9 protein-coding genes and 3 pseudogenes are annotated in these 14,290 nt (G+C 47.3%); 7 read left to right on the forward strand and 5 right to left on the reverse strand.

The window, feature by feature from the left end; translation table 11 throughout:
* Window positions 1–215: 215 nt before the first annotated feature.
* The 5 genes and pseudogenes from ACMZI0_RS13570 to ACMZI0_RS13590 all read left to right on the forward strand — a co-directional run bounded on the left by ACMZI0_RS13570 (window position 216) and on the right by ACMZI0_RS13590 (window position 5,718).
* Window positions 216–802: pseudogene (locus ACMZI0_RS13570) on the forward strand (flavin reductase family protein).
* A gap of 233 nt (window positions 803–1,035) precedes the next feature.
* A pseudogene (gene licT / locus ACMZI0_RS13575) lies at window positions 1,036–1,875 on the forward strand (BglG family transcription antiterminator LicT).
* A gap of 109 nt (window positions 1,876–1,984) precedes the next feature.
* Complete coding sequence (locus ACMZI0_RS13580) at window positions 1,985–3,187, forward strand: PTS glucose transporter subunit IIA (protein ID WP_415673336.1); 1,203 nt, start codon at window positions 1,985–1,987, stop codon at window positions 3,185–3,187.
* A gap of 9 nt (window positions 3,188–3,196) precedes the next feature.
* Complete coding sequence (locus ACMZI0_RS13585) at window positions 3,197–4,669, forward strand: glycoside hydrolase family 1 protein (RefSeq protein WP_415673443.1); 1,473 nt, start codon at window positions 3,197–3,199, stop codon at window positions 4,667–4,669.
* A gap of 107 nt (window positions 4,670–4,776) precedes the next feature.
* Window positions 4,777–5,718, forward strand: a complete 942-nt coding sequence (locus tag ACMZI0_RS13590; RefSeq protein ID WP_415673337.1) for an AEC family transporter — start codon at window positions 4,777–4,779, stop codon at window positions 5,716–5,718.
* Between the two features lie 124 nt (window positions 5,719–5,842).
* On the opposite strand, the gene ACMZI0_RS13595 is transcribed toward ACMZI0_RS13590, so the two are convergent.
* From ACMZI0_RS13595 to ACMZI0_RS13610, 4 genes and pseudogenes are all read right to left on the reverse strand, one after another.
* Window positions 5,843–7,105, reverse strand: a complete 1,263-nt coding sequence (locus ACMZI0_RS13595; protein WP_415673338.1) for a zinc-dependent metalloprotease family protein — start codon at window positions 7,103–7,105, stop codon at window positions 5,843–5,845.
* A gap of 559 nt (window positions 7,106–7,664) precedes the next feature.
* The gene (locus ACMZI0_RS13600; protein ID WP_415673339.1) at window positions 7,665–7,892 is read right to left on the reverse strand and encodes a hypothetical protein; all 228 of its coding nucleotides are present in this window, start codon (window positions 7,890–7,892) and stop codon (window positions 7,665–7,667) included.
* Window positions 7,893–8,144: 252 nt separating this feature from the next.
* Window positions 8,145–9,394, reverse strand: a pseudogene (gene umuC, locus ACMZI0_RS13605) (translesion error-prone DNA polymerase V subunit UmuC).
* Window positions 9,395–9,733: 339 nt separating this feature from the next.
* Window positions 9,734–10,993 carry a M12 family metallo-peptidase gene (locus tag ACMZI0_RS13610; RefSeq protein WP_415673340.1) on the reverse strand — a complete coding sequence of 420 codons (1,260 nt, stop codon included), beginning with the start codon at window positions 10,991–10,993 and terminating at the stop codon, window positions 9,734–9,736.
* A 598-nt stretch (window positions 10,994–11,591) separates the two neighbouring features.
* Between ACMZI0_RS13610 and ACMZI0_RS13615 the strand changes: the two genes are divergently transcribed.
* On the forward strand, window positions 11,592–12,089 hold the full coding sequence (locus ACMZI0_RS13615) for a YgjP-like metallopeptidase domain-containing protein (protein WP_415673444.1): 498 nt from the start codon (window positions 11,592–11,594) through the stop codon (window positions 12,087–12,089).
* Between the two features lie 60 nt (window positions 12,090–12,149).
* Here ACMZI0_RS13615 and umuD read toward each other — a convergent pair whose 3' ends face one another.
* Window positions 12,150–12,581 (reverse strand): translesion error-prone DNA polymerase V autoproteolytic subunit, encoded by a 432-nt coding sequence (umuD, locus tag ACMZI0_RS13620; RefSeq protein ID WP_415673341.1) that lies wholly within the window; start codon window positions 12,579–12,581, stop codon window positions 12,150–12,152.
* Between the two features lie 498 nt (window positions 12,582–13,079).
* Here umuD and ACMZI0_RS13625 point away from each other — a divergent pair, with 498 nt between their 5' ends.
* Entirely contained in the window at window positions 13,080–14,282 is a 1,203-nt protein-coding gene (locus ACMZI0_RS13625) for a diguanylate phosphodiesterase (protein WP_415673342.1), read from the forward strand.
* Window positions 14,283–14,290 lie beyond the last annotated feature (8 nt).

Raw genomic sequence — 14,290 nt, forward strand, 5'->3', positions numbered from 1 at the left:
ACATCGCGGTGTTATGGTGGTGCGAAACGGTATTACACCGAGCGTATCGCATCGTGTAACCTGGCACCAGATAGCAAAATACGCATGCACTAATGAGTGTAATTCATTAATTTCTATCCGATGTATTCCCTTTTCTTCTCACTGGCGTATCCGTCAAGCGTTGATTAGGATAGCGGCATTGGCAACCCGCCTATTGAGAACAAAGAGGAATTAGCATGGATACCCTTGCCCCTGTCGCGTTGGAAAAAGTGTATCGTCTTATCAACCATGGACCCACCGTGCTGGTGTCGGCTCGGCATCAAGGCGTTGATAATGTGATGGCAGCCTCCTGGGCGTGTGCATTGATTTTTCCCCGGCGAAATTGACGGTAGTATTGGATAAAGGTGCGAAAACGCGCGAACTGGTGGAAAAGAGCGGACGGTTTGCGATTCAGGTGCCCACTGTGGCGCAGCTGATGCTGACTCACCATATGGGTACGCGCAGTCTGGCTAACCAGCCGGATAAGCTGGCACAGGCAGAGGTTGAATTGTTCACTCAGCCGGGCTTTGATTTGCCTTTTGTCAGCGGCTGCGCGGCCTGGCTCGCATGTCAACTGCTGCCGGAGCCGCACAATCAGCAGAATCACGATCTCTTTATTGCGTGTATTACGGGAGCATGGGCCGATACGCGGGTATTTCGTGCCGGGCGCTGGCATTTTGATGACGCCGATCCCGCCTGGCGCAGCCTGCACTATATCGCTGGTGGGCGCTACTATGCCATTGGCGATACGCTCGATGCTACTGCGGATGACGGTGATGAGTGAACTGTAGGCGTCTTCTGCCATGTTATCGCGATCACAATTTTAACATACTGGGCGATCGGGGTGTGACGCTGTCTTGACCCGCTTTCGCCGCAGTGGTAGATTCCAAACAGCTTTTAGAGCTTGTTACCGTTCGGCGGGCTAAACCTAATTGCAGGCGCGAAAAAGAATTTTTCTTTTCCGGTTGCATTTATGTTTTGCCCGTTTTGTTTTAGGGGATAGCTGTGACACAGACTATCAAACAAATATTAAATAATAATGTTGTCAGTGCCATTGATGCTGCAGGCAATGAACGTATTTTGACCGGTAGAGGTTTGGGTTTTGAAGCGCGCGTCGGCGATATTGTGCCGGAAAATAAAGTCGAAAAAACTTTCCACCTGCGTGATGACAAAACCACTTCCCGCTTTATGGTGTTGCTCAATGAGCTTCCGGTGGAAATTATTCAGCTCACCGATGATATTGTCTGACTGGCGCAACACGCGCTGGATTACAAATTGAGCGAAGGGCTGTATGTTTCCCTTTCTGACCATTTACATTATGCCATTGAACGGCAAAAGCAGGGGCAGGAAATACACAATCCTCTGGAGTGGGAAGTTCGCCACTTTTATCAAGATGAATATACCATTGCGTTACAGGCACTCGCGGTCATTGCTTCACGCACTGGCGTACTTTTGCCCAACGCCGAAGCGTGCAGTATCGCGCTGCATATGGCGAACGCTGGCATGAAAAGCCCAGATGGTCAGGTGAGAGAAATCACCAAGCTTATCTACCAGATTCAGAATATTGTAAAATACTGGTACAGTATGGCCATTGATGAGCAAAACATCAGCTACCAGCGTTTTATCACACATATTAAATTTTTTGCCCAGCGGGTATTACGAAAAACTGAACTGAATGATGATGTCGATGACTTATTTAACCTGGTAAAGAAAAAACATGAAAAAACGGTTAATTGTGTCAATGCGATCGGCGGTTTCATTAAAAAGAATTACCAGTATCAGATGACCGATGCGGAAAAATTGTATTTAACGGTGCACATTGAAAACATGATGCAGCGGCAAAAAAATTCCATTTAGGATTGTTACTGTTCAATCAGGCAAACCCCAGAGGAAGCCAGGTTCCGATAGCCTTGCTATCGGTAGGTATTGAGTGAAATAACACGTTTCTTTCTGGAGAGTCTCGGCGATGGATATTAAACAGAGCTCCACCCGGATAATTGAACATCTGGGTGGCGAGCAAAATATTATCTCCCTGTTTCATTGCATCACGCGTTTACGCTTTAATTTAAAAGATACCGACAAGGTTAATCGTCAGGTTCTGGAAGATTTGGATGGCGTGATGGGCGTCAATCTTTCGGGCGATCAATTTCAGGTGATTATCGGTGGAAAAGTGGCGCAGGTGTGCCAGGCTATTTATGCACAATTGCCACATCTTGAACGCCAGGCGGCAGAAGGTGAAAGCCAAAACCAAGCGACGAAAAAACGCAATCCTGTTTCGGCTCTGTTTGAAGTGATCTCGGGAATTTTTTCACCGATTATTCCGGCCATTGTCGGGGCAGGGGTGATGAAGGGGCTACTGTCGCTGTTCATCTCCTTTGGCTGGGTAGAAAACACCAATCAGACCTATCAGATCCTTTCCGCGATCAGCGATGGTGTGTTCTATTTTATGCCGATCGTGCTGGCATTCAGTGCCGGACAGAAATTTGGCGCTAACCCGTTTGTCAGCGTGGCGCTGGCTGCGGCGCTGTTTCACCCGACGCTGGTCACGCTGCTCAAATCCGGCGCGCCGGTCCACTTTTTAGGACTCAGCGTTTCGCCGGTCTCCTATGCCTCATCGGTGATTCCGATCATCCTGTCTGTCTGGCTACTGAGCTGGGTAGAGTGTCTGCTGAATGCCATCATGCATGCGGCGCTGCGCACCATCTTTGTTCCCTTGTTCAGCCTGCTGATTGTGGCTCCCGTCATGCTGATTATCATCGGCCCTGCCGGTATTTTCCTCGGTAACGCCTTGTCGGGCGGCATTCTCTGGCTGCTGACCAACATGGGCGCTTTGGCAGGTATTGCCGGGGTGGTGGGCTCGGTGTTTGCCACCAATCATGCCATTACGCTGCAAAGCGATACCGGAGCTGAGGTACTGATTCATATCGGTATCGACACGGTTAAGCTCAATGGGCGCCATTTTACGCGTCACGTTGAAGACGGGCAGCGCGTGACGGTGGGCGACCCACTTATCAGCTTCGATCTCAATGCGCTGTTGGCGGAAAACATTGACCCCAGCGTGATCGTTATTGTGACCAATACGGAAAACTACAGTGATATTAGCCTGGTGAAACAGGGAAATATCAATGAACGTGAACCCTTTTTGCAACTGTCCGCTACCGCGGCGTAAGGAGAGATGATGACCTTTACCAAGGATTTCCCTGACGATTTTTTATGGGGTGGCGCAACGGCGGCTAACCAGTTGGAGGGGGCATGCCACATTGATGGCAAGGGGCTGTCTGCTTCTGATGTATTTATTTTCGATGCTAACGCGCCGAAAGAACGCTGGTTGGATCAATGGGCGGGGATGACCCATGCTCAGGTCGCGGAAGCGCAGGATCCCAACAGCAAGAAATACTATCCGAAGCGCAACGGCAATGATTTTTACCATCATTATGAAGAAGATATCGCGCTGTTTGCTGAAATGGGTTTTAAATGTTTCCATATGTCCATCGCCTGGACGCGTATTTTCCCTCGCGGTGATGAGGCTGAACCCAACGAAGCCGGGCTGCGCTTTTACGATAAGGTGTTCGATACGCTGCGCAAACACAACATTGAGCCGATCGTCTCCCTTTCTCACTATGAAATGCCGCTGACGCTGGTGACGGAATACGGCGGTTGGCCGAATCGCACGATCATCGATTTCTATCTCCGGTTTGCGCAAACGGTGTTCCAGCGCTATCGCACCAAGGTCAAATATTGGATGACTTTCAACGAAATCAACTGTGTGAAGCATCACCCCTACGTCAGTATTGGCGTGGTGGAAGAGAATCACCCGCATCTGGAGCAAGCGAAATACCAGGGGGCGCATCACCAGTTTGTTGCCAGTGCGCTGGCAACCAAGGCGTGTCATCAGATTATTCCCGACTCCCGCGTTGGCTGCATGATCAGTTATCAAATCCTCTACCCGCATACCTGCCATCCAGACGATCTTCAGGCGTGTGAAGAGGTGCAGCGCGTTTCTCTGTTCTTCAGCGATGTGCAGGCGAGCGGTTACTACCCTGCCTGGACAGAGCGCATGTTCTCTGAGAAGAACGTGGTGCTGAAAAAGGAAATGGGCGACGATGAAATCCTGCGTCAGTATCCGGTGGACTTCGTGTCGTTCAGCTACTACATGTCGAGCACCGTTAGCGCGCATCCGGAAAAACTGGAGGGGGTCAAGGGCAACCTGATCACGGGCGGTATTCGTAATCCGCACTTGCCGGAAAGCGACTGGGGCTGGCAGATCGATCCAAAAGGGCTGCGTCTGGCACTGAACCAGCTGTATGACCGCTATCAGAAGCCGGTATTTATCGCTGAAAATGGTTTGGGTGCCGTCGATGAGGTGGGGCCGAACGGTATCATTGAAGATGATTACCGTATTGACTATTTGCGGTTGCATATCGAGCAGATGCGAGAGGCGATTGCCGACAGTGTACAACTGTTTGGTTATACCTGGTGGGGGCCTATCGATATGGTCAGCGCCAGTACCTCGCAGATGTCAAAACGCTATGGCTTTATCCATGTCGATCAGGATGATATGGGTAATGGCAGCAAGAAGCGCTCGCGCAAGAAAAGTTTCCATTGGTACAAAAAGGTCATTGCCTCTAACGGTGCCGATCTCAGCAATTAAGCAGTACCGCAGGCCCACGCTTGTCACCGTAAGGGGGTAAGCGTGGTGAACCGCTGGCACGCTGCCATCACTCGGCTTTCCGTGCCCCATTGAAATGAGCTGTTTTCATGTTATCCACCCTGAGTATTGTTCTACCCATCTTCGCCCTGATTTTTGCCGGATGGTTCACTCGCACCATCGGTATTCTTGGCCCAAACGCGACCCGTGAACTCAACCGTTTTGTCGTCTATCTGGCGCTGCCTGCGCTGCTGTTTGATATCATTGCCCACGCGCGTCCCGCCGACGTGTGGCAACCGGGGTTCATCCTGGTATTTACCCTTGGAACGCTACTGGTGTTTATCATTACGCTGGTACTGCAAATGTGGTGTTCACGCCATCTGGCGGATGCCGCGCTTGATGCGCTGAATGCCAGCTATGCCAATACCGGTTTCATGGGATTTCCTCTGGCATTGACCTTTCTGGGACAGGCGGCGCTGGCCCCGACGCTGATTGCCACTATCATTACCGTCTGCGTGCTGTTTGCTATCGCCATCGTGATTATCGAAGTGGGTATACAAAGCGAACAGCGCGGCGTGCGTCTGGTGATGAAAGTGACCGGCTCGCTGGCGCGTAATCCGTTGCTGGTGGCGCCAGTTGTGGCGATGTTCTTTCCGTTGACCGGGCTAAGCGTGCCGCCACCGGTAACGGTGTTTTTGAAACTCCTCGGCGGTGCCGCGTCTCCCTGTGCACTGATCGCGCTGGGGCTGTTTCTGGCGAATAAACCGAGTAAAGCGTTGTATCAACCTAATGTGATTATCGGCCTATTGGTGACGTTAAAACTGGTTCTGCATCCGCTTATCGTGTGGGTGATGGCCGTATGGGTATTCACATTGCCACCGGTGCTGGTGCACACCGCCGTATTGCTGGCCGCGCTGCCTACTGGGACTGGCCCTTTTATGCTGGCTGAGTTTTATCAGCGTGAAGGACTTATCACCTCGCGTAGCGTGCTGTTTTCTACGCTGGTTTCCGTTGTGACCATCACGCTGTATTTATATTGGATTCGTCGTTAGAACTTTGAGTTTGATAATCTTCGGATGCCCGAACGATCTATTCGGGCATCTTTTTTATTGTGTTTCGCCTCAATCGTAAGCAAGGGGTATTATCCTTTGCCGTGCAGTATATAAAACACGCGAACTAGGGAAACGCAATCGCGGCATTATGACGCGTTTGATCAAGTACGCGAGTATTATCCTGCGTGGGCGAACCCATTGGGATACCGTTATGCAACCGGTTTGGGCTGGAGAAACTGTTTATTCGGACACAGTTGACGGATGGACATTCAAGGGCCATAACGGTTCTCCAGGCCGGTTGTCCTGTAAATCGGAAGCTATAACCAAAGGGAAAATAGCGGTTTGTCCCGTTTTCTGGGTTATGTTGCGCACCCATGTTATGTCCAATCTCATGCGGCAATGTATAACCCCAACTGGCACAGCCATAGTTGACCCCGCTAAAGCCGAAATACCTGAAGTGGTGTATTGAACCATTCAATCGATAGCCAATCCCGCAGTATTCATTACGCGTTGTGACTAAACTGACTAACTGTGAGCTATAGCGTTGACGTATATTAGCCGCTTCTTGACCCCGAGGGGTGTTAGGGTTTTGGAGTTCAGCCAGTTGTTGGCGAAAATTAGAGTTGCCTTCTGATACAGAAGAGTGTGCGGGGAATAGACGAAAGTCAATCGCTAATCCGCTGTTTCTTACGTTATCCCTCAGAAGGGTTTCTGCTAACCTTGTGTATGCAAGTAAATTTTCAGTTCCAATAGCTTGCCTTGCCTCAGGAGTGAATATGAACGCGATTTGAATTAAACTGGGTGTGGCCAGATTTGCGGGCGGGGGTTTTGTTTCTGTTTGAGTGTCTGTTGGTATAGACGTGCTGTCTGCATCATCGGGAGTAATGGGTTCAGCCTCTACAGGAAATTTTCTGCTATCGATTGTAATAACAGCCATTTGCTTTTCGTTTAAGGGAACGATGGAATAAATATCCCCCTTAATTGACACTATTCCTGTCAAACGATGGTTTGCTTCAACTAAAGTGACATAATTCAAAGGGCTATTTTCAAATTGGCCCTCTGTCTTTTCATCACTTTTAACCGATAAAATATTGCCAGTCCAAACCACAGAGTCTTTTTTATTTTCATCGAAAGAAACCATTTTCGAGCGCACCACCAGGTTGCGCTTTAAAGGGATTTCAATCTGCTTAATATTTTTGCTCAGCTTGTTAATGGTTAGTTTGCCAACGATTAACTCTTTTGTCGTTGGCTCTGCCAATAATCTTTTTATCGTGACAGCAGACTTGCCATCAGTTTCAATTTGATAAAGAGGATCTGCATAAACATATGTGCTCAATGAAAGCAAAACTATAAAAAATAATCTTGCTAATGATTTGTATCCAATCATAAATACCTCGACATTAGTGTTTTAACTGTGTGAAATTACTGTCTATTTTGTTCAGTACGCAAATGTAGCAATGATGGCGAGACTTTCTTTGTGCAGAAAGAATGTCATCCATTACTTTATAACTCTATGATCTGGTTATTTATGTTGTTTTCATTTCTGGCGTTGGGGATAAAATGATGAGCGTTGATATGTTTTTATATGAAAGGGTTTTACCGACAGGGCAGTAATACGGCTTATCCTCTTATCTTAGGAGTGTAGAAGGTAAATTCATTTTTTCCATTTAACGATGACTGCGTCATGCAAACATAATGATATTTTTATCAAACGTGATGTGGTTCACGTTATAGGAGGATTGCATTGTGATTATCGTGGCGTATTTTTTTGAGAAGATCAGTCAACACTATGTATTAAAGTGGTTTTGATGACAGAGCATTATATTCTGGCATCTGTTTTGATGGTGCTCACCGGGTTGAAAATAATGCGTGTTCTGCAACAATCGTGCGGTAATAACGCTTGCCATTATAACAAAGGAAAAACAGATTACTTTCTATGTATATAATTATTTCTCAGTGTGGGGCAAAGAAATAAAGAGTACAATTACCCCAGAAATAAATGCACACGCAGCCAGAGCAGAGAAGGCGTAATAATGGCTGTTACCAAAGGTATCCAGAATCATCCCCATGCCAATCGGTGCGGATAGCGATCCCAATTGCCAAATGGTATTAAGAAAACCCACTGCCGCACCGGTTTTTTCTACCGGGACCCGTTCACCGATAAAGGTATTCACACCGGACTGTAAGCGAAGGCAGTGATCCCGAGCAGGGGGATAAGTACATAGAGCGCGCTGACGCTATTATTACGACTAAACCACATCAGCGCAGGCTCCTTCTCAATCGTTAATTTATATAAACGTGAGCGTGTAGTGACCATTCCGCTAAAGCAGGAAATTAACAAATCGATATGCCTGAGCTTTTTACGTCGCAACCGGAAAAATAAATTGCTTACACCGGTGATGGATATGGTGGGTTAGAACTGTCGTCTATTTTGCAATCGGTAAGTCGGTAAAACGGGTGGTATAAGCGGGTGACAACATTTCTCGCTTCATCGCCCAGGGTTGCTGAATACCTTGTCCGGCAAACCATACCGCCCCTTTTCCTGAGGTATTTAAGTGGTCAATGATCTGCATAAGCGCGGCGCTATTGGCTTGGGGTTGGTTGGTATCGAATAAATTGAGCTGGGCTGTGCCCTGGCTGTAAAAATCACTCAGCATTACGCCTGCTTTCATATAGCGATGTCCGGTGCTCCAGATGCTATCGAGCGCTTGGATTGCCATGCGGATAATATCTCGCGTGTCATTGGTGGGAATACTCACTCTGCCGGAAGCCTGATTGCCATAAAAGACTTCATCATCAGCATGCGGGCTGGTACGCAAAAACACACTGACCTGACAGCAATATTGCCGTTCCTGACGCAGCTTTTCGGCTGCACGCTCAGCGTAGGCGCAGATAGCCTCATGCATATCGTTATAGTCAGTGATGCGATAGCCGAACGAACGGCTACAGACAATCTGCTGTTTTGTTGGTGCAAACTCTTCCAGTCTGAGGCAGGGCTCGCCGCGCAATTCACGCACGGTGCGCTCCAGCACCACGTTAAAATGTTTGCGAATGAGCCAGGTTGGGCTTTCAGCCAGGCGCAGCGCAGTTTCTATGCCCATTACATTGAGTTTTTTGCTGATGCGTCGACCCACGCCCCAGACCTCGTTGACCGGTACCAGCGACAGCAGCTTGCGTTGCCGATCGGTGTTTGACAAATCTACTACGCCGCCTGTTTTGCGCCAGACCTTAGCGGCATAATTCGCCAGCTTAGCCAACGTTTTGGTTTGTGCGATACCGACACCGACGGACAGACTTACCTCTTTAAACACTTTTTGCTGTATCTGTCGGCCTAAAAGCGCAAGAGGCGTTGCATTGCTGACGCCGGACAGATCCATAAAAGCCTCATCGATCGAATAGATTTCCAGCGCTGGGGCTAATTCAAACAGCGTGGCCATCACGCGGTTACTCATGTCGGCATAGAGGGTGTAGTTGGAGCTGAACACGGCTATCTGCGTATTAGGAAACGCTTTTTTCATCATGAAATAGGGCGCCGCCATTTTTATCCCCAGCGCTTTGGCTTCCGCCGAATGCGATATTACGCAGCCAACACCACCACCGGCTTGCCGCGCAGATCCGGGCGAAAAAGGGTTTCACAGGACGTGTAGAAGTTATTGACGTCGATAAGGGCGAACATGGTGGGAATCTCTTTTATCTGTATTTATATACAGTATCGTTGTCATGTGTGAGGATCAAAATATAGGAGATGTATTTCAATTAATAATTTGATAATTAAGGATATGTATTTTAACTGTTCGCAAGTTGCAGCCACCCTACAAGGTGAACATGGTCTGTATTGGCATACAAATGATAGGGGTAAAGGGGGCGGTGATAAGCAACCCCCTTGTCATCATTTATCGTTCTCTTTGCGCTTGTTGCCAGGCGGAAACAAAGCTTGGTCTATGCTGAGTTGAATTTGGCACCTGCCGTGAATGATGCGAAAAATTCAGGGAGCACATAATCATTCGACAGAGCATTAAGGATAGACCATAGAAGCATTATGGCGCGTTTGTTCCAATACGCGTTTATTATCCTGTGTTGCCGTTCCCATGGGTAACCCATTGTGAAATAGCGTTGGACTGGAGAAGATATTTATTCTCGGGCAGGCGATCGATGAGCATTCATACGCCATGGTCGTTCTCCATGCTGGCGTTCCGGTATATTGGTATCCATATCCATAAGGAAAATATGGATTACCTTGGGTATTTTCCGGATCGTGTTGAGCACCAAGGTTATGCCCAATTTCATGGCCTAGGGTATCATTCCAACCGGCACAGTCATACCATACTACACTAAAACCATAAGCTTTAAAGGACTCTATTGTTCCATTTAGTAAATTTGCGAGTCCGCAGTATTCATTAGCGACTACCATTAAATTAACCAAGTCCGCCCTTGCAATATCGCGTTGTTGTGCTGCAAATTGGCCCAACGGTGTATTAGGGTTTTGTAGGTCAGTCAATAACGTACTCATATTCCGGCCATCTTCACTGATATTTGTGATGATGTCTATTACATTATACTCAATAGCCAAACCACTGTTAGTCACGCTGTCTTGCAGTGAACCGGATGCCAGCGCGACAGATCCTGAGTAGTTAGCGGCACCAATCTGCTGATAGGCTTCTGGTGTTGTGATCATCAGGACGCTAATTCTGCTGACGTCAGCCTGGTTAACAGGCGGTTCCGTTGGTTGGGTAGGAGGCGACACTGGCACATTATTTCCGTCAGTGGGAATCAAAGGCTGTCCGTCTTCAGGGAACTTGCTGCTATCCCGCGTGATAATCGCCACCTGACGTTTATTCAATGGCTTAATAGAATATACTTGTCCTCTAATAGATACCATGCCGGTAATTCGGTTATTAGCTTCCACCAGTGTGACATAATTCATCGGGTTGTTTTCAAAAGCACTATCTACATTGCCACCGGTTTTAACTCGTGCAATGTTACCTTTCCAAATAGATGCATGATTCGCTGTTTTTTTGAAGCTCACCAGTTTTGAATGAACTACCATGTTAGTTTTTAACGGTATTTCAATCTCTTTTATTTTTCCGCTCAATCGATCGATATTCAATTTACCAACAATCAATTCCTGAGTGGTGGGTTCTGCCAGTAGAACCTTCAGGGTGTCAACTGACTTATCATCGACTTCAATTTCATAGAGGTACTCTGCATGCGTATACGCGCTGAATAAAAATAATGCTGCAAATAATAATTTTGCTACTGATTTGAATGAAATCATAATTACCTCGCCATAACTAGGTTAATGTGTAAATGATGATCTTCCATATTATTAATACTAAGTGTTACAGCTTGCGTATAGTTATAAAAAGGCCTTTCTTGTGTTAGATAAATGGACTCTGGGAAGATAGGGTTCGTTTAATTGTCTAAGGATAAAGCTAAATTACAAAAAATGTTAGTTGTGTTGTGAGTTTATTCCTAAATATGAAATTATGTTTTTTTGATAATTACTACGTTAGAAGGTGGTTTTGTTTTTTATTAAAATATAATTAAGTGAAAGCGTATAATGTATTAATGCTGATGAAAAATTAGTATGCAAGAATTTCTAATATCGTTACATGAAAGGTCTTGCTGCACGACAAGAGTATCGATTAATTTTCCTCTGTAGGACCAACAGACTGTTCAGTGACCGCTCCATGGGATAGGTTGATGTGCTCTCTCTAAAACCCAAGCTGTTGTCAAAGTGTCACAAAAGGGTTGTGTTATCGATATCAAACGCTGTCGGTTATCGTCGATAGCCGCCATGGATAAAATCGATTAGCATTACCGTGAATTTTTCACCCTTTGCATCCGCTGATGCTGACGCGTTCAATGCCACGGTGAGCAAACTGGATTACATAAAACATTACCCTGCCGAACTGATTGCGAATGTCGATAGCTTGTTGCAGTCTGGTCGGCTTGCTGCGGTCATTAAACAAAAATATCCATCGACACATACGGTAACTAATGACAAGCAGCTCTACGATTATGTGAATGGCATTAAAAATCGCTATCTGAAGAAGGAAAGTGCGCTGGCAAAAATTATTTATGACGGTACTCTAAATCCTGTCAAAGGTACGTTGGGCACTAATACCTTTATTTCGAAAAATCATGGTGGAAAGTTAAAAGCCAAAAATAAAATCAAAATCTCGAGTCTGTTCCGGAACGCGCCTGAAGCCTTTTTACGTATGATCGCGGTGCATGAACTGGCGCACCTGCGTGAGAAAGACCATAACAAAGCTTTTTATCAGCTCTGTTGCCACATGGAGCCAGACTATCATCAGTACGAGTTTGATATGCGCTTGTGGTTGATCTGCAAAGAAGAAGGGCTGATTTGATCGCGTGTCATGCATGAGGAATGCGTTGTTATGATACACAAAATCAGATTGCTCATTCCGCTATCGCATCGCTTTTACCGTAAAGGTGACAACGCCAAAAATCTCAAGCGCTTCTTCCGGCTGGAACCGTATCGGTGAGTAGCGGGGATTATGTGGCACCAATTGCAGAAAAGGATGGGTACGCAGTTCCTTAACGGTAAATTCACCATCCACCGCAGCGACGACGATATCACCGTGCTGTGCATCCAATGCGCGGTCAACCACTAGCAGATCGCCGTTGCCAATGCCTGCATCAATCATGGAGTCACCGCTGACGCGGATAAAGTAAGTGGCATTGGGGTGATTGATCACCAATTGATTGATATCAAGCCGATCTTCCACATAGTCCTGTGCCGGGCTAGGAAAGCCGCAGGGAACGTGTTCGATAAAAAAGGGCAGTGAAGCTGCATTGACACTGAGGAGTGGAAGCGGTGTGAGTGTGGATAACGGCACGGTGAGTTTCTCTATCTATGTATATAAATACAGTATAATGGCCATGCATATCAATCAAGCGGTTTTCTGATAGTTTCCAACAACGACCTGATAAGATAAGTGATTTGGATGCAAGCACTGCAAGCCAACCGGTTTATCCTGACGATGCCGTTGTCGGTTGGCCGTACCTGAAACACTAGCAGGAAACGCTTTTCTGCCGTTTATCTCGGTGACGCTCAATAGGTGTTGTCGTTGATGTCAATGGGTTATTGGTGCAAAACAAAGGAGCGGAAACTGGAGGATGAATTTTGTTGCTGCTAATCTTTGTCCATGAACGTATCTTTTAATGGACACTTTACTTGCAGCAATTGTCGCCTGGGCAAGATTCTTCCGCGTAGCGTGTTTAGGAAAAACGCTGATACGCGGAGAGTGCTTTGTCTGGTATCTTATTTGTTCGATGCCTTTCCCTGATGGTGGGTATATTGAAACACGTATTTTTCTTCTAATAGTCTGAGTCTTATGCTGTCTACATTGATTTACCGAAGTCGTGCCAGTCGAACATTCGAGCTATCGCTGCTCGATGCATTAGTAGCGCAGTCTCAGGCGCGTAACATGACGCTGCAACTGACCGGTATTCTGATCTTTGATGGCAGCCATTTTCTTCAGGTTTTGAAAGGTGAGCCTGAAATCGTGAATCAATTGTACGAGGCTATCTGTCTTGATGATCGCCATGGTAGCGTTGTTGAGTTGATGCGTGATTATGCGGCGAAGCGCCGTTTTATTAATATGGGAATGGCGCTGTTCGATTTGCGCCGTGAGAAACCCGGAGCCGTGCTGCGCGCGGTAATAAAAACTGGCGCGCTGCGTTATAATCTGGCGAGTGATGACCGGGTTTATAAATTTATTCGTACCTTTGTTGAAGGACGCTGGAAGAAACAGCTGGCCTACAGCAGTGAGCCCGAGTCGTGGGGATTTTTATCAGAGGCACCGCCTTTTATTTCTCCTCCAGAACAGTCGTTTGTTGGTCAACCTTGCCAGTTTGCGCTGCAACCCATTGTTGAGCCGTTGCGCGGACAGATCAGTTCATTTGAGGCCCTGATCCGCGGCCCAAACGGCGAATCACCTCAGGCCTATTTTGCGTCGATCCCGCCCGAAAAATTGCATGAAACCGATCTTTCTTCCAAAGCGTGGGCACTCTCGTTGGTGAAAAATATCGATATTGGCAGCCATAAAATTTCCATTAACCTGCTGCCGATGTCGCTGGTCAAGGTGCCGAATGCGGTAGATATTTTGCTTGAGCAGATCGCCCGCAACGATTTGGTACCCGAGCAGGTTATCGTGGAAGTGACTGAGGATGAGGTGATTTCCAGTTTCGAGGCCTTCTCATCGGCTATCAGGCAGTTGCGATCGGCGGGGATCGGTCTGGCTATTGATGACTTTGGTGCCGGGTTTGCCGGGCTATCACTGCTGGCGAAATTTCAGCCCGGAAAGGTCAAGATTGATCGCAGCATCGTGACGGATATTCACGCACATGGTCCCAAGCAGGCCATCGTCCAGGCCATCGTTAAATGTTGCGCAGAACTGGAAATCAGTATCGTTGCGGAAGGGGTGGAAACGGTGGAAGAGTGGTGCTGGCTGGAGGCTGCGGGCATTCGGCGTTTTCAGGGCTTTCTTTTGCTCAATGGCGTGCCTTCTATTTGCTGGCCACATCGACGGGGATAAGGTGCATT

The sequence above is a fragment of the Symbiopectobacterium sp. genome (genome assembly GCF_047692315.1).
Taxonomy (GTDB): Bacteria; Pseudomonadota; Gammaproteobacteria; order Enterobacterales; family Enterobacteriaceae; genus Symbiopectobacterium.